This is a genomic window from Sphingomonas sp. PL-96 (assembly GCF_020707215.1).
Lineage (GTDB): Bacteria > Pseudomonadota > Alphaproteobacteria > Sphingomonadales > Sphingomonadaceae > Sphingomonas.
Map to the genome: position 1 here is coordinate 198,862 of NZ_JAJFET010000003.1, position 23,058 is coordinate 221,919.

At 66.3% G+C, this 23,058-nt stretch carries 23 protein-coding genes and 1 pseudogene; 12 read left to right on the top strand and 12 right to left on the bottom strand.

Annotation, left to right across the window (positions count from 1 at the left end; genetic code table 11):
- Nucleotides 1-7: 7 nt before the first annotated feature.
- The 3 genes from LK533_RS08400 to LK533_RS08410 all read left to right on the top strand — a co-directional run bounded on the left by LK533_RS08400 (nt 8) and on the right by LK533_RS08410 (nt 4,844).
- Nucleotides 8-1,603, top strand: coding sequence for an alpha-amylase family glycosyl hydrolase (locus tag LK533_RS08400; RefSeq protein ID WP_229362342.1), 1,596 nt, complete (start codon nt 8-10; stop codon nt 1,601-1,603).
- Complete coding sequence (locus LK533_RS08405; protein ID WP_229362343.1) at nt 1,603-2,610, top strand: glycosyltransferase family 4 protein; 1,008 nt, start codon at nt 1,603-1,605, stop codon at nt 2,608-2,610. Before LK533_RS08400 ends, LK533_RS08405 begins: the two co-directional genes overlap by 1 nt.
- A gap of 110 nt (nt 2,611-2,720) precedes the next feature.
- Nucleotides 2,721-4,844 (top strand): TonB-dependent receptor domain-containing protein, encoded by a 2,124-nt coding sequence (locus LK533_RS08410; RefSeq protein ID WP_229362344.1) that lies wholly within the window; start codon nt 2,721-2,723, stop codon nt 4,842-4,844.
- 108 nt (nt 4,845-4,952) lie between these two features.
- On the opposite strand, the gene LK533_RS08415 is transcribed toward LK533_RS08410, so the two are convergent.
- The 5 genes from LK533_RS08415 to LK533_RS08435 all read right to left on the bottom strand — a co-directional run bounded on the left by LK533_RS08415 (nt 4,953) and on the right by LK533_RS08435 (nt 7,035).
- Entirely contained in the window at nt 4,953-5,168 is a 216-nt protein-coding gene (locus tag LK533_RS08415) for a DUF4170 domain-containing protein (protein ID WP_229362345.1), read from the bottom strand.
- Between the two features lie 69 nt (nt 5,169-5,237).
- On the bottom strand, nt 5,238-5,693 hold the full coding sequence (locus tag LK533_RS08420) for a hypothetical protein (protein ID WP_229362346.1): 456 nt from the start codon (nt 5,691-5,693) through the stop codon (nt 5,238-5,240).
- A 46-nt stretch (nt 5,694-5,739) separates the two neighbouring features.
- The gene (locus LK533_RS08425) at nt 5,740-6,093 is read right to left on the bottom strand and encodes a hypothetical protein (protein ID WP_229362347.1); all 354 of its coding nucleotides are present in this window, start codon (nt 6,091-6,093) and stop codon (nt 5,740-5,742) included.
- A complete protein-coding gene (locus tag LK533_RS08430; RefSeq protein ID WP_229362348.1) occupies nt 6,090-6,431 on the bottom strand; it encodes a phage holin family protein in 342 nt (113 codons plus the stop codon). The genes LK533_RS08425 and LK533_RS08430 overlap by 4 nt, the downstream gene beginning before the upstream one ends.
- 19 nt (nt 6,432-6,450) lie before the next feature.
- On the bottom strand, nt 6,451-7,035 hold the full coding sequence (locus LK533_RS08435) for a hypothetical protein (protein ID WP_229362349.1): 585 nt from the start codon (nt 7,033-7,035) through the stop codon (nt 6,451-6,453).
- A gap of 148 nt (nt 7,036-7,183) precedes the next feature.
- Here LK533_RS08435 and eno point away from each other — a divergent pair, with 148 nt between their 5' ends.
- Together eno and LK533_RS08445 are read left to right on the top strand one after the other, a co-directional pair.
- Nucleotides 7,184-8,461: a phosphopyruvate hydratase gene (gene eno, locus LK533_RS08440; protein WP_229362350.1), complete on the top strand. Its 1,278-nt coding sequence runs from the start codon at nt 7,184-7,186 to the stop codon at nt 8,459-8,461.
- 178 nt (nt 8,462-8,639) lie between these two features.
- Nucleotides 8,640-9,197 (top strand): RES domain-containing protein, encoded by a 558-nt coding sequence (locus LK533_RS08445; RefSeq protein ID WP_229362485.1) that lies wholly within the window; start codon nt 8,640-8,642, stop codon nt 9,195-9,197.
- Between the two features lie 56 nt (nt 9,198-9,253).
- Here LK533_RS08445 and LK533_RS08450 read toward each other — a convergent pair whose 3' ends face one another.
- On the bottom strand, nt 9,254-9,625 hold the full coding sequence (locus LK533_RS08450; protein ID WP_229362351.1) for a tRNA-binding protein: 372 nt from the start codon (nt 9,623-9,625) through the stop codon (nt 9,254-9,256).
- A gap of 73 nt (nt 9,626-9,698) precedes the next feature.
- Here LK533_RS08450 and LK533_RS08455 point away from each other — a divergent pair, with 73 nt between their 5' ends.
- The 3 genes from LK533_RS08455 to LK533_RS08465 all read left to right on the top strand — a co-directional run bounded on the left by LK533_RS08455 (nt 9,699) and on the right by LK533_RS08465 (nt 12,679).
- Entirely contained in the window at nt 9,699-10,055 is a 357-nt protein-coding gene (locus LK533_RS08455; RefSeq protein WP_229362352.1) for an FtsB family cell division protein, read from the top strand.
- Nucleotides 10,056-10,185: 130 nt separating this feature from the next.
- On the top strand, nt 10,186-11,235 hold the full coding sequence (pdhA, locus tag LK533_RS08460) for a pyruvate dehydrogenase (acetyl-transferring) E1 component subunit alpha (protein WP_229362353.1): 1,050 nt from the start codon (nt 10,186-10,188) through the stop codon (nt 11,233-11,235).
- A 1-nt stretch (nt 11,236) separates the two neighbouring features.
- Entirely contained in the window at nt 11,237-12,679 is a 1,443-nt protein-coding gene (locus LK533_RS08465) for a pyruvate dehydrogenase complex E1 component subunit beta (RefSeq protein ID WP_229362354.1), read from the top strand.
- A gap of 75 nt (nt 12,680-12,754) precedes the next feature.
- Here the strand turns inward: LK533_RS08465 and LK533_RS08470 are convergent, their stop codons facing one another.
- The 3 genes from LK533_RS08470 to LK533_RS08480 all read right to left on the bottom strand — a co-directional run bounded on the left by LK533_RS08470 (nt 12,755) and on the right by LK533_RS08480 (nt 15,710).
- Nucleotides 12,755-13,393: a TadE/TadG family type IV pilus assembly protein gene (locus LK533_RS08470; protein WP_229362355.1), complete on the bottom strand. Its 639-nt coding sequence runs from the start codon at nt 13,391-13,393 to the stop codon at nt 12,755-12,757.
- Nucleotides 13,390-13,938, bottom strand: a complete 549-nt coding sequence (locus LK533_RS08475) for a TadE family protein (RefSeq protein WP_229362356.1) — start codon at nt 13,936-13,938, stop codon at nt 13,390-13,392. Before LK533_RS08475 ends, LK533_RS08470 begins: the two co-directional genes overlap by 4 nt.
- Nucleotides 13,939-14,000: 62 nt before the next feature.
- Entirely contained in the window at nt 14,001-15,710 is a 1,710-nt protein-coding gene (locus LK533_RS08480; RefSeq protein ID WP_267495302.1) for a pilus assembly protein TadG-related protein, read from the bottom strand.
- Between the two features lie 157 nt (nt 15,711-15,867).
- On the opposite strand from LK533_RS08480, the gene LK533_RS08485 reads away from it, so the two are divergent.
- Together LK533_RS08485 and LK533_RS08490 are read left to right on the top strand one after the other, a co-directional pair.
- Nucleotides 15,868-16,572, top strand: coding sequence for a squalene/phytoene synthase family protein (locus LK533_RS08485; RefSeq protein WP_229362358.1), 705 nt, complete (start codon nt 15,868-15,870; stop codon nt 16,570-16,572).
- Between the two features lie 63 nt (nt 16,573-16,635).
- Complete coding sequence (locus LK533_RS08490) at nt 16,636-17,097, top strand: EF-hand domain-containing protein (protein ID WP_229362486.1); 462 nt, start codon at nt 16,636-16,638, stop codon at nt 17,095-17,097.
- A gap of 121 nt (nt 17,098-17,218) precedes the next feature.
- Here the strand turns inward: LK533_RS08490 and trmFO are convergent, their stop codons facing one another.
- The gene (gene trmFO, locus LK533_RS08495; protein ID WP_229362359.1) at nt 17,219-18,535 is read right to left on the bottom strand and encodes a methylenetetrahydrofolate--tRNA-(uracil(54)-C(5))-methyltransferase (FADH(2)-oxidizing) TrmFO; all 1,317 of its coding nucleotides are present in this window, start codon (nt 18,533-18,535) and stop codon (nt 17,219-17,221) included.
- Nucleotides 18,536-18,636: 101 nt separating this feature from the next.
- Between trmFO and LK533_RS08500 the strand changes: the two are divergent.
- Both LK533_RS08500 and LK533_RS08505 read left to right on the top strand, forming a co-directional pair.
- A pseudogene (locus tag LK533_RS08500) lies at nt 18,637-19,083 on the top strand (DUF488 family protein).
- 273 nt (nt 19,084-19,356) lie between these two features.
- A complete protein-coding gene (locus tag LK533_RS08505; RefSeq protein ID WP_229362360.1) occupies nt 19,357-19,578 on the top strand; it encodes a hypothetical protein in 222 nt (73 codons plus the stop codon).
- Between the two features lie 231 nt (nt 19,579-19,809).
- Here LK533_RS08505 and LK533_RS08510 read toward each other — a convergent pair whose 3' ends face one another.
- Together LK533_RS08510 and gyrA are read right to left on the bottom strand one after the other, a co-directional pair.
- Entirely contained in the window at nt 19,810-20,157 is a 348-nt protein-coding gene (locus LK533_RS08510; RefSeq protein WP_229362361.1) for a DUF952 domain-containing protein, read from the bottom strand.
- Complete coding sequence (gene gyrA / locus LK533_RS08515) at nt 20,154-22,967, bottom strand: DNA gyrase subunit A (RefSeq protein WP_229362362.1); 2,814 nt, start codon at nt 22,965-22,967, stop codon at nt 20,154-20,156. The genes LK533_RS08510 and gyrA overlap by 4 nt, the downstream gene beginning before the upstream one ends.
- Nucleotides 22,968-23,058: the final 91 nt, after the last annotated feature.

Sequence of the window (23,058 nt, forward strand, 5' to 3'; positions counted from 1 at the left end):
GCAATTGATGGCGGACGCGCGGCCGTGGTGGGAAGGCGGCACCATCTACCAGATCTACCCGCGCTCGTTTCAGGACAGCGACGGGGACGGCATCGGCGACCTGGCGGGGATCACCGCGCGGCTGGACTATCTGGTCGAGCTTGGCGTCGATGCGCTCTGGCTGTCGCCGATCTTCCCGTCGCCGATGGCCGACTTCGGCTATGATGTTGCCGACTATTGCGGCATCGACCCGCGGTTCGGAACGCTGGCCGAATTCGACGCGCTGCTGTCCGCCGCCCATGCCCGTGGGCTGAAGCTGCTGCTCGATTTCGTGCCCAACCACAGTTCCGACCAGCATCCCTGGTTCGTGGAGAGCCGCAGCAGCCGGGAGGCGGCCAGGCGCGACTGGTATATCTGGCGCGATCCGGCCCCGGACGGCGGCCCGCCCAACAACTGGATCAGCGACTTCGGCGGCCCCGCCTGGGAGTGGGACGAGGCGACCGGGCAGTATTACTCGCACGCGTTCCTGAAGGAGCAGCCAGACCTCAACTGGCGCAATCCGGAACTGCGCGCGGCGATGCTGGACGTGCTGCGCTTCTGGTTCGCGCGCGGCGTCGACGGCTTTCGCATCGATGTGCTGTGGCACATGATCAAGCACGCGGACTTCCCCGACAATCCGGTCAACCCGGACTATGTGCCGGGCACGGGCGAGAAGAACCGGGTGCTGCAGCTGCATTCGACCGACCAGCCCGAGGTGCACGACCTTGCCGCAGACATGCGCATGATCGCGGACACGGCGGAAGGGGGCGAACGGCTGCTGATCGGCGAGATCTATCTGCCGGTCGAGCGGCTGATGACCTATTATGGCACCGATCGTCCCGGGGTGCATCTCCCCTTCAACTTCCAGCTGATCGAGGCCGATTGGAACGCGGTCGAGCTCGCGCAGCGGATCGTCGACTATGAGGCGGCGCTGCCACCCGGCGGCTGGCCCAATTGGGTGCTCGGCAACCATGACCGGTCTCGCGCCGCTACGCGGGTAGGGGAGGCGCAGGCGCGGGTTGCGGCGATGCTGCTGCTCACGCTGCGCGGCACGCCGACGCTGTACTATGGCGATGAACTCGGGCTGGCTGATGTGCCGATCCCGCCGGGCCAAGCGGTCGATCCGCAGGAACTGCGCGAGCCCGGCCGCGGCCGCGATCCGGTGCGCACGCCGATGCCGTGGAACGATGGCGAGGGCGCGGGTTTCACCACCGGCAGGCCCTGGTTGCCGCTCAACCCGGATCACCGGACCCGCAACGTCGCTGCCCAGGATCAAGACCCAGCCTCCATGCTGACGCTCACGCGGCAGCTGCTGATGCTGCGCAAGAACCATGCAGCATTGTCGGTCGGCAGCTGGCATCTGATCGCCGCGGAAGGGAGCCTGCTGGCCTATGCGCGGCGCCATGGCGACACGCAGTTGCTGGTCGCCCTCAACCTGGGGGCCGCACCGGTTGAGATGGCGCTGCCGGCCTGGGCGGCGGGGTTTCGGCCGCTGTTGTCCACGCTGGCCGAACCCGCTGCCCCGAGCGGCGGGGTGCTATACCTGAGGGGGAATGAAGCAATGATCCTGGGACTTGCCGCCTGATGCGGATCGCAATGCTGGCGCCGATCGCATGGCGAACGCCACCACGGCACTATGGCCCCTGGGAACTGGTCACCAGCCTGCTGACCGAGGCGCTGGTCGCGCGCGGCATCGACGTGACGCTGTTCGCGACGCTGGACTCGATCACCTCAGCCACACTCGCAGGGGTAGTGCCGGCGCCCTATTCGGAAGATCCGACCGTTGATGCCAAGGTCTGGGAGTTCCGCCACCTTGCGCATCTGTTCGAGCGCGCCGGCGAGTTCGACCTGATCCACAACCAGGCGGACTTTCCCGCTCACGGCTTTTCCGGGCTGGTCGACACGCCGATGGTTACGACCATCCACGGTTTCTCGTCCGACCGTATCCTGCCGATGTACGCGCCCTATCAGGATCGCGTGCATTATGTCGCGATCAGCGATGCGGACCGGCACCCGGGACTCCGCTATGCCGCGACGATCCACCACGGCATCCCGCTCGACGACTTCCCGTTCGATCCAGTGGGCAGCGAGGACCTGCTGTTCTTTGGGCGTATCCACCCGGACAAGGGCCCGCGCGAGGCCATCGAGGTCGCCCGCGCGGCCGGCCGCCGCCTGCACATGGCCGGCATCGTCCAGGATGAGCGCTACTGGCGGGAAGAGGTTGAGCCGGGTGTAGACGGGGCGAGGGTGATCCACCACGGAGCCGTCGGCGGTACCACCCGGACGGCGATGCTCGGCGGCGCGCGGGCGCTGCTCCACCTGATCGGTTTCGACGAACCCTTCGGATTGTCTGTGGTCGAGGCGATGGCTTGCGGCACGCCCGTGATCGCCTATCGGCGCGGCTCGATGGCAGAGTTGATCCAGCATGGTGTCACCGGCTTTATGGTCGACGACGTGGCTGGCGCTATCGACGCTGTGGGGCGGATTGAAGAGATCGACCGAGCCGCCTGCCGCGCGCGCGTGGCCACGCATTTCTCGGTGGAGCGCATGGCGGAGCGATACGAGGCGCTCTACCGTTCGATCCTCGGCTGAGGCGTTCCGGGTGCAGTGCGGAAATAATTTGTCACGAACCCATAATCGCATCTTGTGATGATGTATCGTAGCCTTGTATGGGCTGCCTTCCGCTTGTGGGGAGGGTTTCAATGTCGATCGCTCGTTTTCTTCTTGGCAGCGCGGTGCTCGCGTTCGGGCTTCCGGCCTATGCGGCGCCAGAAGTTGTGCCGGAAGAGACCACCGCCAGCACCGCTCCGCAGGCGAACCGCGCCACCGTTACGGACGCCGATCACCAGGAAATCGGCGCCAATATCATCGTCACCGGTTCGCTTCATCGGCCCAAGGAAGACCTGCTCGGCGGCACCACCGTGCTGTCGGGGGAGGCGCTCACCCGCTCGCTGCGTCCGACGCTCGGTGACACGCTGGCCCGCCAGCCGGGCGTCACTTCCAGCAGCTTTGGTCCGGGTGCATCCCGGCCGATCCTGCGCGGCCTGCAGGGCGACCGCGCCCGCGTGCTGACGGAAGGGATCGGCAGCTTCGACGTGTCGACCACCAGCGTCGATCACGCCGTCGCCATCAATCCGCTGATCGCCGACCGGATCGAGGTGCTGCGCGGGCCCGCCGCGCTGATGTTCGGCCCGTCCGCCATCGGTGGTGTCGTGAACGTCGTCGACAGCCGCATCCCGCGCCGCCTTCCCGAAGAGCCCGTGCACATTGACGGCATCGTCGGCTATGGCTCGGCCGCCGATGAGCGGACCGCCTCCGGCTCCGTCGACGTGCCCGTGGGCGGCAAGGTCGTGCTGCACGCCGACGGCAGCTACACCAAGTCCGACGACCTGAAGACGGGCGGCCACATCCTGGCGGAGCCGCAGCGCCGCGCAGCTGCGGCCAGCAGCGACTCGGACATCGCAGACCTCGCCAATCTGAGCGGCACGCTTCCGAACAGCTCGGCGGAGACCTGGCAGGTCGCGGGCGGTGCAGCAGTGGTCGCCGACGGCGGCAACCTCGGCTTCTCGGTCTCGCACTACGACACCAATTATGGCGTGCCGGTCCGCTATGCGACCGAACCCGGCGAAGAGGCTGAAGAGGTTCGCATCGACATGCGCCAGACTCGCCTCGACATGCGCGGGGAAGTGGAGACCGGCGGCTTCATCGATCGCCTGCGCTTCCGCGGCGCCATTGCGGACTATCGCCACCAGGAGATCGAGGACACCGGCGAAGTCGGCACCACCTTCAATAGCCAGGGCCTGGAAGCGCGCCTCGAGGCGCAGCAGGCGGTGCGCGGCGGCTGGCGCGGCACGACCGGCGCACAGATGCTGATCCGCACGCTCAATGTCGTCGGCGAAGAGAAGTTCCTGCCGCGCAACGAGACGCAGCAGTATAGCGTCTTCACCCTCCAGAGTGCGGAATTCGGCGCCCTGCGCGGAGAGCTTTCCGGTCGCTACGAGCGCACGAACCTTGTCGCGCAGCCGGACGCTGATCTCGGCAATTCCCGGCTGGAGCGCAGCTTCAACGCATTCTCGGCAGCTGGCGGCGCCAGCATCGGACTGGGCAACAGCGGCGTACGCTTCGGCGTGTCGCTGTCGCACAGCGAGCGCGCGCCGACGGCGGAGGAGCTTTTCGCTAACGGACCGCACGCCGGCACCCAGGCGTTCGAGATCGGCGACGTAAACCTGGGCGTCGAGCGCAGCAACGGCGTCGAGGCGACGCTGAAGGGCGGCGGCGACGGCTTCGACTTCAGCCTTGCAGCGTACCACAACTGGTATGACGGCTTCATCTACGAGCAGCCGACCGGTGAACTGGAAGACGGGCTGCCCGTGTTCCAGTATCAACAGGTCGACGCCCGCTTCTATGGCCTTGAGGCAGAGGCTTCGGCCCGGCTCGCGCAGTTCGGTAGCACGAACATCGTCGTGGACGGCGTCGCCGACTACACCCATGCCACGATCAAGGATGGCGGCCCGGTTCCGCGCATCCCGCCGCTGCGTCTGCTTGGCGGCATCGAAGCGCAGGGCGCGCTGGCGCAAGGGCGTCTCGAAGTCGAGCATGTGACCAAGCAGGATCGCGTTGCCGCCAACGAGACGGAGACCGGCGCCTATACGCTGGTGAACGCGTCCCTGACGCTGAAGCCCTGGGGTCGCGACAACCCGACCAGCCTGCTGCTGTCGGCGAACAATCTGTTCGATGTCGTCGCGCGCCGTCACGCGAGCTACCTGAAGGACTATGCTCCGCTCGCCGGCCGCGACCTGCGGGTGACGGCGCGCTTCGCACTCTAACGCGCGAGCACCGGGGTGGCTCAGCCGCTCCGGTGCTGCCGCACAAAGGAAAGCGGCCGCTTCCTGGTGGGGAAGCAGCCGCTTCTTTTTTCGGGCTTTGCCCGGGCGTTACTTCAGCTCGGGCTCGAGCAGGCGGTGCAGCGGCACCACGACATAACGCATCTCGGCGTCGTCGACCGTGCGCTGCGCAGCAGCGCGCCAGGCCTTTTCGGCGCTCTCATAGTCGGGAAAGAGTCCGACCAGGTCGACTTCCTTCAGATCGACAAAGTCGAGCGTCTGGGGGTCGCTGACGCGGCCACCGAAAACGAGATGCATCTTGCTCATGTCAGCTCCTGATGTGTGCTGCACCGCCGAATAGCGGCTGGAGCCGCGCACTCAAGGGCGCAGACGCGTTCAGGCTGCGGTGCTACCGGTGGCAGCGTTCTTTCCGCCGTCCTTGGCCGCTTCGACGACATTGCCGAACGCCTTCTTCAGCGACTCCTTGGCGGCATCCTTGTCGGGGATCGCGCTGGTCAGCTGCTCCTTGCCGGCCTCGCGCGCGGCGGCAGCGGCGGCGATCGCCGTTTCCGACAAGCGCTTGCCGAGCGGGCCCAGCACCTTCTGCTCGCTCTCCGTCTTGGGGAGCAGCGCGCCGAGGATCGCGCCGACCGCAATGCCGCCTGCGAGCACCGCGAGCGGGTTGGCCTCGATGCCTTCGCCGGCGCGCGCCGCGGCAGTCGCCGCCGTCTCACGCGTGCTTTCATAAGCGTGACTGGCGCTCTCGCGCAGCGTCGCCAGCGTGCCGGCGTCGTGGTCGGTGTTCGCGGCCGTGCTGGTGGTGGCCGTGGTGTTGTTGCCGTTCGTGGTCATTCCACTTGTCCTTGGCTTGGGGGCTCTATGCGGCCCGGTGATAGTGTCAGAGTCGCTCGGGCGGAGGAGCGGACGGGGCAGGCGTCGCAACCGCGGCCGGCACCTTGGCGCGCGCCCGCTTCTGCTTGCAGCGCCGCCGCACGCTGCGGATCAACTTGGGCGTCAGGAACAGTCCGAGCACGGCCGCCGCACCCGCGGCGACTGCACGCGGCTCGCGCTGCACCACGGCCACGCCCTGCTCGACGGCGGCCGATGCCCGTTCCTTGACGCGGTCCGCCACGTCCTCGGCAACCAGGCTCGGATTCAGTCGCGCCTTGATGGCGTCGGCGGTGCCGAGCATGCGGGCCTTGGCCTGCTGTGCGTTGGCGCGGGCTGCTGCAACGCCCTGAGGTTCGGTCACAGGCCGTCTCCCGAAAAGGCGTTGCCCAGCCGCGTCGCGGCCATCTTGCCGAGGATCCCGGCGATCGCGAGCGCGACGAGGACGACCACGGCGGTGGCGCCGCCGTTGCCAAGCGGCTCACGCAGCACCAGGATCAGGCCGACCAGCAGCGCGCCGATCGCCGCAAAGGCAATCACCAGCGCGCCCACGCCCAGCGCGATCCCCAGGATGGCGTCGTTCTTTCGAGAGGCGGCAACCGCCTTCCATACCGCCAGCTCGGCCTGGACCCAGGTCTTGCCGTCGGCTGTGAGCCGTTGGACGAGTTCGCCTATGCTGGCGTCGGTCCTGCTATCGCGCATCGCGTCCACTCGCTTGGCTTCAGGCCGACGGGGTCGTGTCGGTCGCGTCCGCACCGTCGACGCCCGCCTTGACCAGGCGTGCCAGGACGAAGCCGAGCGCAGCCGCCGTGCCGATCGCGACCGCCGGGCTCTTGCGGACAAAGCCGCGCACGTCGTCGACCAGATCGTCGACGTCCTTGTCGCGCAGCGAGTCCGAGAAGCCCGACAGGGCCTGTGCTGCCGAACGGGCGTACTGGCCGTACTGCTCACCCAGCTTCTCGTCGACGGTACCGGCAGCGTCCTCCATCATCTTGGAGAATTCGTCGAGGGCGCCGGTCGCGCGCAGCTTGCCCTCGTCGGCAAGGCCGCGCGCCTTGTCGGTCGCCTGACGGCCGAGCTTGCCTGCCTCGTCCTTCAGCGTCTGGGTTGCGCCCTTGGCCTTGTCGCCCACGCTGGAGTCGTCCTCGCCCGACAGGTCCGCCGTCTCGTACACCGAGTCGTCGCTGGTGGTCGGCTCGAAGCTCACGTCCTTGCCAGCGGCCGTGCTGCTGGACGGCGTGAACTCGACCTTGGTGTCGCTGGGGCCCGTGCTCGAAAGCGGATCGGTCCGGTTGCTGTCGCTCATCGTGCGTTTCCCTTCTTGGTTCGGCTTGAGAACCAAAGCCGGGGACTGCGGTTCCCGATCCGGCACGAATTGCCCCGACAGGGCCGAGCGGATAGGGCTGCGCGCGATCGCCGGCATCGTCCGGCCGCGAAGGTAGGGAGATCGTTTCGTGACCGCAATCATCGACATCCATGCACGGCAGATCCTGGACAGCCGTGGCAACCCCACCGTCGAGGTCGACGTGATGCTGGAAGATGGCAGTACCGGCCGCGCTGCGGTCCCATCGGGCGCCTCGACCGGCGCGCACGAAGCCGTCGAAAAGCGCGATGGCGACAAGAGCCGCTGGATGGGCAAGGGCGTGCAGGCCGCCGTCGACGCCGTGAACGCCGACATTGCCGAGGCGGTGCTGGGCCTTGATGCCGAGGATCAGGCAGACGTCGACCGTGCGATGATCGAGCTGGACGGCACGCCCAACAAGGGCCGTCTTGGCGCAAACGCCATCCTGGGTGTGAGCCTTGCCGTCGCCAAGGCGGCGGCCGATGCTCGCGGGCTGCCGCTCTATCGCTATGTCGGCGGCGTCTCCGCGCACCTCCTGCCGGTGCCGATGATGAATATCATCAACGGCGGCGAGCATGCCGACAACCCGATCGACTTCCAGGAATTCATGGTGATGCCGGTCGGCGCACCGAGCCTGGCCGAGGCCGTGCGCTGCGGTTCGGAGATCTTCCACACCCTCAAGAAGGGGCTGCATGAGAAGGGCCTGGCGACCTCGGTCGGCGACGAGGGCGGCTTTGCGCCGAACCTGTCGTCCACCACGGATGCGCTCGACTTCATCATGACCAGCATCGAGAAGGCCGGCTACACGCCGGGCGACGACGTAATGCTGGCGCTCGACTGCGCCGCCACCGAGTTCTTCAAGAACGGCAAGTATGAGATGGTGGGCGAGGGCAAGTCGCTGACCCCGGTCGAGATGGCCGACTATCTGGCGGACCTCGCCGCCCGCTACCCGATCTTCTCGATCGAGGACGGCATGGGCGAGGACGATTTCGAGGGCTGGAAGGCGCTCACCGACAAGATCGGCGACAAGGTCCAGCTGGTCGGCGACGATCTGTTCGTCACCAACCCGGAGCGTCTGGCGATGGGCATCGGCAAGGGTCTCGCCAACTCGCTGCTGGTGAAGGTCAACCAGATCGGTACGCTTACGGAGACGCTGGAGGCGGTAAGCCTGGCGCAGCGTTCGTCCTACACCGCCGTCATGTCGCATCGCTCGGGCGAGACCGAGGACGCGACGATCGCGGATCTCGCGGTCGCCACCAACTGCGGCCAGATCAAGACGGGCAGCCTCGCGCGTTCGGACCGGCTCGCCAAGTACAACCAGCTGATCCGCATCGAGGAAGAGTTGGGCGACGCCGCCCGCTACGCCGGCCGCTCGATCCTGCGCGTGTAAGTGGGGCAGGGGGAGGCCGGGGTCCGTTGAGCCGCAGGCGCAAGCAGCGGAATGGACTCCGGCTTTCGCCTGAGTGACGGGGCAGGCCCCGCCGCGGTTACGGCACGATCTTCGTGCAGGTGCCCGCTGGCGGGGCAACTGCCATTGCCAGCTGCTCTCCAGTGCCTACGCTGGGCGCATGAACAATGGTCCAGGCATCGCTGGTGGCGGGAAGGGGCTGCGGACAGTCTCGGGCTTGTTTTTCCGTGCAGTTCTCGCCGATCATGCCAGCGCAGTGCTTGCCCCGCCAAGGTCGGAGACCGCAGGGCGCTACCATCGACCGGGGCAAGCTACGCTCTACATGAGCCCGCGGCAGGAGTGGGCCATGATCGCTGTATCCGGGTACATCCGCGAAGATGGGGCTCCCCGCGTCGTGGTGCCGTTGCTGGTGAGCGACGCGCATGTTCTCGATCAGCATGACGCCGCCGCCTGTCGCGCGCTCGCCATTGATCGCGATCTATCAAACGCGCCATGGCGGCCAGCGTTGAAGGCCGGGCAAGAGCCCCCATCCTGGCGCAACGCGGATGCGGCACGGGCGGCTGGCGCGGACGGGATAATCGACCGTTCCCGCATGATTCCAGGCGGTTGGCACGTGAACCTGTTCCGCTGGAATGAACTTGGCGGCCCCTCGGTTTCCGTCTGCGGCGAGCCGGTCCCGATCCAGCTATCGAGCGATGGCCCGAAGTGGGGGCCGTAGCCTTTGGAGACCAGTCACTCAAGGGAAGTGGCATTTCGATACGTCCGCCTCCGCCCTCAGAACAATCGCCCTCCATCCGGCACCTTCCGATCCGGCGCGAACAGCACGACCGCGCCGTTCTCGTCCGGAAAGCCGAGCGTCAGAACCTCCGACAGGAACTTGCCGATCTGCCGCGGCGGGAAGTTGACGACCGCCGCCACCTGTCGCCCGATCAGCGTCTCCGGCGAATAATGCTCAGTGATCTGGGCGCTGGATCGCCGCACGCCGATCGGCTGGCCGAAATCGATCCTGAGTTTGAACGCGGGCTTGCGCGCTTCCGGGAACTCTTCCGCGGCGACGATCGTTCCGACGCGGACGTCGACCGCGAGAAATGCCTCGAAATCGATCGGTTCGGCAGCCGGGGCGGCAGGGTCGTGGCTTACGTGCATCAGCTTCGAATCTCCTGACATTTTTCGAGTCGGACGATCTTGCGCCGGTTCGCTGCTTGCGCAAAGATCGGGCATGCCGCGCACTTCGCCCCTGCACCACATGCTTCGCCGCGCCGGGTTTCCCGCGTTTGCGATCCTGTTCATGGGGTTCTTCGGCTATTATGCGGTGCTGGGCCCCAATGGCGTGCTCGCCTACCGCGATTATTCGCGCAAGCTCGCTCAGCGCCAGGCCTATTACGCATGTCTGGACAAGGCGCGGGCGGAATTGCGCAATCGCGTGGCCCTGCTCGACCCGCGGCACGCCGATCCGGACATGGTCGACGAACTGGTGCGCAAGCAGCTGAACGTCGCCCATCCGGATGAATACATCATGCCGCTGGGGGGAGACGGAAGCGGCGCCGATCGTTGTTCCGGCACGGTCGACGGCTGAGCGCAGTTGCGCTAGCAGGGGGAGCAACACGGTCGCCCAGCCGTTCTGGTCGGGTGATTGCAGTCGGGGAAGAAACCGGCCTATAGGCTCGGCTCCTTTCCCCTTTCCCAGGCATGAGGGTACCTACATCGTGGCAAAGGCACCGGCGCAGCGCGCCAACAGCGAACCTGCCGTTCCGAACCGTGAGCGTCCCAGCGAACCGACGCGTTACGAGGCCTCGAAGGAGGAACTGCTCGACTTCTATAAGCAGATGCTGCTGATCCGCCGCTTCGAAGAGAAGGCGGGCCAGCTCTACGGCCTCGGCTTCATCGGCGGCTTCTGCCATCTCTACATCGGCCAGGAGGCGGTTGCCGTCGGCCTGCAGTCCGCGCTGGATGGCGAGAAGGACTCGGTCATCACCGGCTATCGCGACCATGGCCACATGCTGGCCTATGGCATCGATCCCAAGGTCATCATGGCCGAGCTGACCGGCCGCGCCGCCGGCATCAGCCGTGGCAAGGGCGGGTCGATGCACATGTTCTCAACCGAGAAGAAGTTCTACGGCGGCCACGGCATCGTCGGTGCGCAGGTGTCGCTCGGCACCGGCTTGGCGTTCGGGCATAAGTACAACGAGGACGGCGGCGTCGCGATGGCCTATTTCGGCGATGGCGCGGCCAACCAGGGCCAGGTGTACGAGAGCTTCAACATGGCCGAGCTGTGGAAGCTGCCGATCATCTATGTGATCGAGAACAACCACTACGCCATGGGCACCAGCGTCAATCGCTCGTCGGCGGAAGACCAGCTCTACAAGCGCGGCGAAAGCTTCCGTATCCCGGGCATCCAGGTCGACGGCATGGACGTGCTCGCCTGCCGCGGTGCAGCCGAAGAGGCGCTCGCATGGGTGCGCGCCGGCAAGGGTCCGATCATCCTGGAGATGAAGACCTATCGCTATCGCGGCCACTCGATGTCCGACCCTGCCAAGTACCGCACGCGCGAGGAAGTGCAGGCGATGCGCGACAATTCCGACCCGATCGAAGGCGCCAAGCGCGAGCTCGAGAAGCTGGGCGTTACCGAGGCCGATCTGAAGACGATCGAGCAGGAAATCCGCAAGGTGGTGAACGAGGCCGCCGACTTCGCCGAGAGCACGCCGGAACCCGATCCGGCCGAGCTCTATACGGACGTGCTGGTGGAGAACTACTGAGATGGCGATCGAACTGAAGATGCCGGCGCTGTCGCCCACGATGGAAGAGGGCACGCTGGCCAAGTGGCTGGTCAAGGAAGGTGACGTCGTCAAGTCCGGCGACATCATGGCCGAGATCGAGACCGACAAGGCGACCATGGAGTTCGAGGCGGTCGACGAGGGTACGATTGCCAAGATCCTGGTCACCGAGGGCACCGACAATGTGAAGGTCGGCACCGTGATCGCGCTGATCGCGGGCGAGGGCGAGGACGTGGCGGAAGCCGCCAACGCGTCGCAGACCGCGACCGGTGCTGCGGCAGGCTCCAAGCCGGCCGATGGTGAGGGCGGTGTGCAGACCCCGTCCGACCAGCGTACTGAGGCCGTTTCGGACGCGCCGAAGGAGCAGGAGACGGGCACCACGCAGCTCGTCAACGCCGTCGAGCAGACGTCGACCGACCCCGAAGTGCCGGAAGGCACCGAGATGGTGAAGGTCACCGTCCGCGAAGCACTGCGCGACGCGATGGCCGAGGAAATGCGCGCCGATGGCCGCGTCTTCGTGATCGGCGAGGAAGTTGCCGAGTACCAGGGCGCCTACAAGGTAACCCAGGGCCTGCTCGAGGAGTTCGGTCCCAAGCGCGTCATCGACACGCCGATCACCGAATACGGCTTTGCCGGCGTCGGCACGGGTGCTGCGATGGGCGGCCTGAAGCCGATCGTCGAGTTCATGACGTTCAACTTCGCCATGCAGGCGATCGACCACATCATCAACTCGGCCGCCAAGACCAACTACATGTCGGGCGGCCAGATGCGCTGCCCGATCGTGTTCCGCGGCCCCAATGGCGCGGCGAGCCGCGTCGGCGCGCAGCACTCGCAGAACTATGGTCCTTGGTACGCCAGCGTTCCCGGCCTGGTCGTGATCGCGCCTTATGACGCGGCCGACGCCAAGGGCCTGCTGAAGGCCGCGATCCGCTCGGAAGACCCGGTCGTGTTCCTTGAGAACGAGCTGATGTACGGCCGTACCTTTGAGGTGCCGAAGCTCGACGACTATGTCCTGCCGATCGGCAAGGCCCGCATCATGCGTCCGGGCAAGGACGTGACGATCGTGTCCTACTCGATCGGCGTCGGCGTCGCGCTCGAAGCTGCCGAAAAGCTGGCAGGCGAAGGCATCGAGGCGGAAGTCATCGACCTGCGCACGCTGCGCCCGCTCGACACCAAGACGGTGCTTCAGAGCCTGAAGAAGACCAACCGCCTGGTGGTGGTCGAGGAAGGCTGGCCGGTCTGCTCGATCGCGAGCGAGATCGCGGCGGTCGTGATGGAGCAGGGCTTCGACGACCTCGACGCACCGGTGCTGCGCGTCACCAACGAGGACGTGCCGCTTCCCTATGCGGCGAACCTCGAAAAGCTGGCGCTCGTCACCGCCGACCGTGTGGTCGAGACGGTGAAGAAGGTCACCTACAAGGGCTGATCGGCAAGGGGCTGATCGGGCGCAGCCCGGATCGCTTCGGGAAGGGCTGGCGGGAAACCGCTGGCCCTTTTTGCGTCAGCAGCTGGAGATGACCGCGCGCTCGGTATTGGAATAGTCGCTCAGGTCACGGCGATCGCGGACCATCATGGACGCGGTTTCGATGATCGTTTCCGACGGCGCGAGCGAGGACTGCACCAGCGGCTGGTAGCGGTAGTAGACCTCGACGAACATCGTCGCGCCGTTTTCCGGCGCGAACGTCAGGTGCCCGGGCGGTCCCATGCCGGAGTTGATCGAGCCCTGCGCGCCATAGGTCGACGCATGGGCAGCGCTACCGCGGCAGCGCTGCTTGGCGATCTTGTACTTGGGGGGAGTCGTGTTCGGCACCGTCGCGGGTTGCAGGTCCGACAGGATCACTCGGCCATGCTTGTACAGGTCAAGTCCGCCCGCCTGCAGTTCGGCGCCGGTCAGCAGGTCGTTGACATCGGTCTCGCTGACGATCTTCGCCGACAACAGGCTGCCGGTGCCCATGCGCGCGGCATTGTCGGCGACCTGCAGCGCGATCTGGCTGATCCGCATCTTGACGATGATATAGTTCGTCAGCTCCGCTCCGGTGAGCGTCAGCATCAGGAAGATCGGCAGGCCAAGCGCGAACTCGATGAGCGCGACAGCGCGCCGGTTCCGGAGCAGGCGGGTGGGGTGCATGCGATTGGTCATGCGCATGTCCCCGCGGTCGGGGTGCCCTGGTCCCCATAGGGCTGGTTGCGCAGCACGGTGGTCGCTCGGGCAGTGGCATGGTCGCTGCTGCCGACCATCTTCCAGAACGGGAACAGTTTGGGATAGTAGACGGTGGCGGTATAGACGGTGGCATCCAGGGCTCCCCCCTGACCGGTGCTGCCGCCTTCAAGATCCCATCTACCGTTGCGATTGGCGTCCTCGTAAGGCTCGCCGTTGCTGCACGTCCCGTCCTTGTTGACGTCGGTGAACGCCTCCGCCTTGCGCGCCGCCGCGGCATAGTTGCGATAAGCGCGGCGGGTGATCGTGACCTCACCTTTGGGTGCGAGCTGCAGCACTTGATCGCGCACCTGCTGGTCGAGCTTGTCCGCCACTTCGGCGTCGGTGCCGGTCTCCAACGACGAGTCCCGCGCTGTCTTCTGCACCACGCCCTGAAGCGCGCTTTCGACGTACAGCCTATGCGCGAGGTCGAACGCACCCATCAGCAGCATTGCGAGCACTGGCGCGACCAAGGCAAATTCGATCACCGTCGCGCCACGCCGCTCGAAGCGGAACGCGCTCAGCGTAGAGCAAATGCGGTGGCACCGGATCATTTCGTCAGCCGCAATTGCGAGATCTGGTCGGCGATCGACTTGAAGGTCGATTGCAGCGAGGCCGCATCATTCGCGCTGAAATAGCGTCCTGTGGTCGCGCAGGTCTCAAGCCTAGTCTTCGTCTCGTTGGTCATGCTGCCGAAGGAGATCACCCACAGAGTGATGTTCTTCTTCTTGACGGCCGTGCACAGCGCGGCAAAGCGCGCGTTGATCTGCGCCTCGAGCATATCGGCGGTGGGCACCACCGTATCGAGAGTTTGGCGGCGATCGAACCAAGGGATGCCATAAGCATTGTAATCCGTGGGAGCCGCCTGGGTGTCGCCGTCGGTCATGAATATCAGGTGGCGCTCGATGTCGCCGCCTTGCAGCGTACGTGCATTTTCGTTGGCGAAGATGCCGGTGGCGGACATCAGCCGCGCTCCCCAGAGCAACCCGATATCGTGATAGGTGTTTCCCTCCGGGCGCAAGCTGTCGACGTAATCGTCAAAGACATCGGCATTGTCCCAGCCCTGAAGCTTGCGCGCGGCGGTGGGGCAGGCGGCATAGGCGTTGTTGGAATAGTCGGTTGTCGTGCGGATCGTGGCACGGTTCCAGTTGCCGGTGTCGTTTCTGCCCGTACTCTGGCGAGTGTAGAGCGCACCCGGCAGCCAGGGTTTCCATCGGGTGGTGACATCCGCCGTGGGCACCTTGTCGATGTCGAGATCATAGGCGCTGCTGGTGATCGACGTGAAGGTCGACGTCTGGATCGTCTGGCGTTCCTCGATGCATCCCGGCCATGATACGCTCCTCGCCGCGCCGCCGTTGTCGAGAGGCAGCTGGACACTTGCGTTCCATCCGCTGCCGTTCTTCAGTCCACTCACGTTATGCTCAACCGGCCGGTACTCCCATGACGCTGGCTGGACGGTACGGCTACGCGTCTCCACGATGCACACGAGGCCAAGCACGTTCAGGTTGGCGCGGTATTCGACGGTGTCAGTATTCGGCGGAAGCGCTCCGCAGGACAGGATCTTGAGCGCCGCTCCCCAGTTACCCCAGGCGCCATAGCTTGGCGGGATGTAGACCCGACTCTGATAGGTCCACTTGTCCACCATCCATTCGGGTTTGAGCAGACGACCGACGTTGACGTTCACTGCATAGGGAACGAAGCCGAAGCGGATCTGGACCTGGTCTCCGGTTCCCCCGCTGGGAGTACCGGTCGTGCATTGGGCGTCCGTGTCGAGGCGGGCGACAATCTCGTAGAAACATTTCACCGCGACTCTCAGGGCGTCGATTTTGGTCACGCTGCCGATCGATTGGCTCATCGACCCGGTCGTATCGAGCACGAACATCACGTCCGTGTTTGGCAGCCGCATCTCTGCGTCGCAGGTCACCGACAGCGTGCGGCTGGTGAAGCCGAACACGCGCATCAGCGTCATCGGCACGGTCGCGCTGGCGGTGCCGGTCACCTTGCCGGCGTTCTCGCGGAACACGCCATCCGCGACGGCCGCGCCATAGGCGGTCTTGGAGATATTCGCGTCGAAGAACTGCTTGGCCGCCTTGCCCGGCGCACCGCTCGACTGAGTCCAGGTGCCGCCGCCCATTGCCTTGCGGCCAGCGAGCGCGCCTGCGTCACAGGCATGTTGCAGCCGCGTCTTGACGATGTACATGCGGGACAGGTCGATGGCGCCGCCGATCATGCCGATCAGCGGGATCATCGCTGCGGCCATGATCGCCAATGTGTTCGCACGGACGTCGCCGATCAGTCGCGATAACAGGCCTGGCGGCCTTTCAGTTGGGCGGCCCTTCAAACCGGTGCCTCGAGCTAAACAAAAAATATCCAGTAGTTAGAATGAGCTGGAAGACTTAAAGACGGACTGAAGCTTCATGGTTAATCCAAGTGCCGGACCAGAACCGGGCCCCGCGGAGGCGGGGGAAAGCCCAGCAACGCACGAGCGGGCGCTTGTCCTCGCCTATGTCCCGGCTGCCCGGCGGCAGGCGATACAGACGCTGTTCGCGCTGGATCATGCCCTGGCAGACATCGTTCGGACGACCACCGAGCCGCTGATCGGCCAGATGCGGCTGACCTGGTGGCATGATGCCCTGGGCAAGCTCGACTCGGCACCCCCGCCGGCACAGCCGGTGCTGGAATCGGTGTCGCGGGATCTGCTGCCGGCGGGCGTGCAAGGTGCCGAGGCTGCTGCGACGATCGATGGCTGGGACGTGCTGATCGAGGAAGCGGCGCTCGACGAAGCTGCGCTGCGCCGCTTTGGCGAGGGTCGGGGCGGAGCCTTTTTCGCGCTCGCCGCCAAGCTTCTCGGCGAAAGCGCCGGGAATGCGGTCCGTGCCGCCGGTGCGGGTTGGGCGCTGGCCGACCTCTCGGCGCACCTGTCGAACCCGATCGAAGCAGAGGCCGCCCGGCGCGTTGCGCTCGAGCACCTGCACACCGGCCTGGCCAACCGCTGGCCGCGCAAGCTCCGCCCGCTTGGCATGCTCGCCCATTTCGCGCGCATGGATCTGGAAGGCGGCAGTCCGCCGGGTTCACCGCGACGGCTCGGCCGGGTTGTCTGGCATCGGTTAAGCGGTCGTTAGGGCTGTTCGACGCGCTTCGCCTGCGATAGCCTCCATGCCGACGTGGCAGTTCCGGGGGCGGGCATGTGGCGATATGGCGCGGGGGTGGTTTCGGCCTTGTTGCTGGCGACGGCCGGCGTGTTCCTGTTTCGCGGCAGCGCCCAGGTCGAAGGGCCGCTTCCGCCACCAAGGCCAATGTCGCACGCACCGGCGCCGCTGCCGCCAGAGCCGATCACGGTACCCAGCGCCAGTCCGCGCACGCGCGAGCAGAAGCGGTTCGACCGCTATGACAAGGATCGCAACGGCAGCGTCACGCGTGAGGAATATCTCGCCAGCCGCCGCAAGGCCTATGCCCGGCTCGACCTCGACCATGATGGCCAGTTGTCATTCGAGGAATGGGCGACCCGCACCACGACCAAGTTCGCCAAGGCCGATGCCGATCGTTCCGCGGCACTCAATCCGGCTGAGTTCGCGGCCACTGCCGTTCCGCGCAAGCCCACCGTCCGCTGCGCCTGTCCCCCGGCGGCGACTGAGGGAGACGAGTAGGGTGAGTGACGGGCAGTGAAGCCGTGCGTGCCTGAGTAGGGGCTGAGCAAAGTCGAAGGACCGTATTGACGTTGCTCAACGGCTACTCAGGACAAACATATCGGTTCGCCCCCAGCCTGCCTCAGGCCGGCATCCACGCCTCCAGTGCGGTGCGGGCGCGCGCGGTGTACATCTTCTTGCGATCCGCCTTCTTGGTGCGGCCCTCGATCGGCGGGAACAGGCCGAAGTTGACGTTCATCGGCTGATAGGTCTCGGTTTCTGCGCCCCCGGTGATGTGGCCGAGCAGCGCGCCTAGCGCCGTCTCCGGCGGGGGCGGGGGCAAGTCCTTGCCCGCCAGCTCCGCCGCGGCGAAACGGCCCGCCATCAGCCCGATTGCCGAGCTCTCCACATAGCCTTCGCAGCCGGTGATCTGCCCGGCAAAGCGCAGGTGCGGCCGCGCCTTCAGCCGCAGCGTCGGGTCGAGCAGCTCGGGCGAGCGGATGAAGGTGTTGCGGTGCAGCCCGCCCAGTCGCGCGAACTCGGCCTTTTCCAGCCCCGGGATGGTGCGGAACAGGCGGACCTGCTCTGCGTGCTTCAGCTTGGTCTGGAAGCCGACGATGTTCCACAGCGTGCCCTGCGCATTGTCCTGGCGCAGCTGCACCACCGCATAGGGCCAGCGGCCCGTGCGCGGATTGTCGAGGCCGACCGGCTTCATCGGGCCATAGCGCAGCGTATCCAGCCCGCGCTCCGCCATCACTTCGATCGGCATACAGCCTTCGAAATAGGGGACGTTCTCCCACTCGCGGAACTCGGTCTTCTCGCCCGCCAGCAGCCCGGCGTGGAAGGCGAGATATTGTTCCTTGTCCATCGGGCAGTTGATGTAGTCCTTGCCGCCCTTGTCCCAGCGCGCGGCCATCCAGGCCACGTCCATGTCGACGCTGTCGAAGTGGACGATGGGCGCGATCGCGTCGAAAAAGGCAAGCGCATCACTGCCGGTCGCACCGCCGATGCTCTCGGCAAGGCCCGGCGCCGTCAGCGGCCCGGTGGCGATGATCGTCGGACCATCCGCGGGCAGGGTGTCGACGCGCTCGCGCACGATCGTGATGTTGGGATGCGCCTCCAAGGCGGCGGTGACCCCGGCGGCGAAGCCCTCCCGATCGACCGCAAGCGCGGAGCCCGCCGGTACGCGGTGCTCGTCGCCCTTGGCCATGATCAGCGATCCCAGCGCCCGCATCTCAGCATGGAGCAGGCCCACTGCGTTGCTTTCCGCATCATCCGACCGGAAGCTGTTGGAGCAGACCAGCTCCGCCAGGCTGTCGCTCTGGTGCGCGGGCGTGCAGTCGCCACTGCCGCGCATTTCCGACAGGCGCACGCGAAAGCCTGCCTGCGCGAGCTGCCAGGCGGCTTCGGACCCGGCCAGACCGCCGCCGATGATGTGGATATGATGGGATTGCGTCACGAACGTCTCGAAAGCTGCTAGGGAAGGGGGCGACGGTGCGCCATCCGCTGCTGCCTAGCCGATCCATGCGCAAGTGCACAGCCGCAAGAGGGGAACATGCCATGTCGGATGCGCCGCAGACGATCTACACCATCGGCTATGAGGCGACCACCATGGCGGAGTTCCTGGCTGCGCTTCAAAGGGCTGGCGTCCGTCGCGTCCTTGACGTGCGGGCACTGCCGCTTTCCCGCCGGCCTGGTTTTTCCAAATCCTAGCTGGCGGCACATCTGGCGGAAGTCGGCATCGACTATCGCCACCTGAAGGCGCTCGGCACGCCGAAGCGCGGGCGGGATGCGGCGAAGAAGGGAGGCGTCGCGACCCTGCGGGAGGTGTACGAGCACCAGCTCGAGCTGCCGGAGGCCCAGGCGCAGGCCGCGATGATGCTGGCGCTGGCGGGGGAGCTACCCTCCGCCTTGCTCTGCTACGAGCGCAATCCGAGCCACTGCCACCGCCGGCTGCTGCTTCAGGCCGTGGCCGCAGGCGCGCATGTGGTCGATTTGCTGCCCTAGGTCTGGAACCATTCTTCGGATCGCCCGTTTCGCGGCTGTGGGGGAAATGTCTCGCCATTTCCGGACGACCCGGTCGCTGCGCTCCTCTGGGGCGGGCGGCACCCGTGATGCTTTCCGCTGGCGATGCCCCGGCCGCCAGCGATGTTGCCCCATTCCTCCTGCGGGCATTCTGGCCTAAACATCCGCCAAAGAAATGAAGAACAGGAGTCGGCGCAAGCTGGCTCCAGCAAGGATAGGATCGACGCGCCGAAAAGGCGCGTTCGAAGGGCGACCATGAACGACGTTGAAGACAATGCGTATTTCTACGAGCGTGCCGAAGCCGAACTGAAGCTGGCGCAAACTGCGGAACACCCGGCGGTAGTAAAGGCGCATTATCTGCTTGCCGGCTACTACCTCGACCGGGTCTATGGACCCGGGGACACGCAGCATACCCCCGCCGTGCCCTTGCCGTTGACAGGCGAGCCGCTGGCGTCGCCGGATCTGCGCCAGGGCTGATACCATGGGCTAGCGATCCGGCCCCACCCTCTCTTTCCGCAGGCGCTGGTACGGTGCCGCGGCTTCGTGAAAGAGTGTGCCGAGGTCTGCTCGCCCACTTAACGGCAGGCGAAGAGCCGGAGTTCGCTCACCGACGCTGCAAGATAACGGTGGCGGGTGTCTGCGGTTGGGTGGCAACGCGCCGTCAGCCGTTAAGGCGGCCGAACGGGAGATTGCCGCCGACCGCCGCGTTCAGCCCGTGACCGGAAGCCGCACGCTGCCGTCGTGCTCGCGCTCGAGCGGTGAATAGGCGACCACCACGTCCAGCGTGAGCGTTCCGTACAGGTGCGGGAAGTCCTGGCCGCCGCGCGACGGCTCCCACCGGATCGCGTCACCTACGGCGTCGAGATCGACCTCGGCCACCCACAGCCCGTCCTGGCCGGCGAAGTGCTTGTCCACCGTTTCGGTCAGCTGCGCCGCCGTCGAGAGGTGGATATAGCCGTCCTGCCGGTCGACCGGAGCACCGGCAAAGCTGCCGGTCTCCAGTTCGGCCATCTGATCGGCGGTCAGGACCTTGAACGCGGCCTTGGGCTTGCTCATTCGTCGTCGCTCCCGTCCTCTTCCTCGATCCGCTCCGGCAGGGTTTCCGGACCCGTACCGTCGTCGAGCTGGATCGCATCGGCTTCCGAACCATCGGCTGTAGACAGGGTTGCACGCTCTTCGGCGACGATGGCCTCCGCTGCGTTCTCCGGCTCCTCCTCCTCGTCGATGCGCGCGGCGGAGACGACATGCTCCTGGGCGGCGACGTGGAACAGGCGCACGCCCTGGCTGGCGCGGCCGGTCACGCGGGTGTCGCCCACCGACATGCGGATCAGCTTGGCCTGGTCCGTCACCAGCATCAGCTGCTCGCCGGAGCTCGCCGGGAAGCTCGCGACGACATGGCCGTTGCGGTCCGAGGTGACGATGTTGGTGATGCCCTGGCCACCGCGGTTGGTGCGGCGATACTCATAGGCCGAGGTGCGCTTGCCATAGCCGTTGGCGGTGACGGTCAGGATGAACTGCTCCGCCGCCTCGAACTCGGCCATGCGGTCGGGCGAAAGCGTGACTTCGCGTTCGCCTTCCTTCCACGGCGCCGCCTTGAGATACGCGTCTCGTTCCTCGGTGGTGGCCGCAAAGCCGCCCAGGATCGACAGCGAGATCACCTCGTCGCCCTGCGCCAGGCTGACGCCGCGGACGCCGGTCGACGTACGGCTCTGGAACTCGCGCACGTCGGTTGCGGCGAAGCGGATCGCCTTGCCGCACTTGGTGGCGAGCAACACGTCGTCGCTCTCGGTCAGCAGCGCCACGCCGATCAACCGGTCGTCGCTGTCGTCGTCGAAGCGCATCGCGATCTTGCCGGCGGTGGGCACATTGGTGAACGCGTCCATCGAGTTGCGGCGGACGGTGCCGTTGGCAGTCGCGAACATGACGTGCAGGTCGGACCAGCTGTCCTCGTCCTCTGGCAGCGGCAGCACGGTGGAGATCGTTTCGCCCGCGGCCAGCGGCAGCAGGTTGACCATTGGCCGGCCACGGGTGGCGGGGCCACCCTCCGGCAGGCGCCACACCTTCATGCGGTACACCTTGCCGGCGGTCGAGAAGAACAGCACCGGGGTGTGGGTGGAGGTGACGAACAGCGAGGTGATCGCATCCTCGTCCTTGGTCGCCATGCCGGCGCGGCCCTTGCCGCCGCGCTTCTGCGCGCGGAAGGTGTCGAGCGGGGTGCGCTTGATATAGCCCTGCATGGTCACGGTCACGACCATGTCCTCGCGCTCGATCAGATCCTCGTCGTCGATGCCGTCGGCCGCATTGGCGATCTCGGTCCGGCGCGGCGTCGCGAACTCCGCGCGCACCTGCACCAGCTCGTTGCGCATGACGGCGTAGAGCTTGGCACGGTTGCCCAGGATCTCGAGCAGCTCGGCGATCGAGTCCGCCAGCTTGGACAGCTCGTCGCCGATCTCGTCACGGCCAAGTGCGGTCAGGCGGTGGAGGCGAAGGTCGAGGATCGCGCGGACCTGCGCATCCGACAGACGATAGGTGTCGCCCGTGACTTCGGTTTCCACCGCCTCGACCAGGCGGATGTACGGCGCGATTTCGGCGACCGGCCATTCGCGCGTCAGCAGCGCGTTGCGCGCCGCGGCCGGATTGGCGGCACCGCGGATGATGCGCACCACTTCGTCCAGGTTGGTGACCGCGATGACCAGGCCCAGCAACAGGTGCGCCCGGTCGCGCGCCTTGGCGAGTTCGAACTTCGACCGGCGGGTGATCACTTCCTCGCGGAAGGTGATGAACGCGTCGATGATGTCCTTGAGGTTCAGGAGCTCCGGACGGCCTCCGCGGATCGCCAGCATGTTTGCGGCAAAGCTCGACTGGGCCGGGGTGTGCCGCCACAGCTGGTTGAGCACCACTTCCGGCGTCGCGTCACGCTTCAGGTCGATGACGATGCGCACGCCCTCGCGGTTCGATTCGTCGCGAATATCGCTGACACCCTCGATCCGCTTGTCCTTGGCGGCTTCGGCGATCTTCTCGACCAGGCCGTTCTTGCCGACCTGGAACGGGATTTCGGTCAGCACGATCGAGCGGCGCTCGCCGCGTGCCTCGGTCGTGTAGCGCGAGCGCAGGATGATCGAGCCGCGGCCGCCGGCATAGGCGGCGCGCGCACCGGCGCGGCCCAGCATCAGCGCGCCGGTCGGGAAGTCCGGACCGGGGACGATTTCGGACAGTTCCTCGACGGTCACCGGCTCGCCGCCCTCGACTGCGCGGTCGACGGTCAGCAGGCAGGCGTCGATCACCTCACCCAGATTGTGCGGCGGGATGTTGGTGGCCATGCCGACCGCGATGCCGCCCGCGCCGTTGACCAGCAGGTTGGGGAAGCGCGCCGGCAGCACCGACGGCTCGCGCTCCGACCCGTCATAGTTGGGAACGAAGTCGACCGTGTCCTTGTCGAGGTCGTCGAGCAGGAAGGCCGCGGCGCGATGGAGGCGGGCCTCGGTGTAGCGCATCGCCGCGGGCGGATCCGGGTCCATCGATCCGAAGTTGCCCTGCCCGTCGATCAGCGGCAGCCGCATCGACCAGTCCTGGGTCATGCGCGCCAAGGCGTCGTAGATCGCGGTGTCGCCGTGCGGGTGATATTTACCGATTACGTCACCGACGATGCGCGCCGATTTGCGATACGGGCGGTTGTAGTGGAAACCGCTCTCATTGGCCGAAAACAGGATGCGCCGGTGGACCGGCTTCAGGCCATCGCGCACGTCGGGAAGCGCGCGCGACACGATCACGCTCATCGCATAGTCGAGGTAGCTCGACCGCATCTCGTCGACGATGGAGATGGGGGAAATGTCGGAAGGGTCCGCGAGGATTGTCTCGTCGGTCAAGGCGTCCTGCTTTCGGGAAGATTGGAATCCAACGCCCTGACTAGCGAGATGAGGCTCCTATGCCAAGCCGCGCGCACGCGTGCGCGTACGC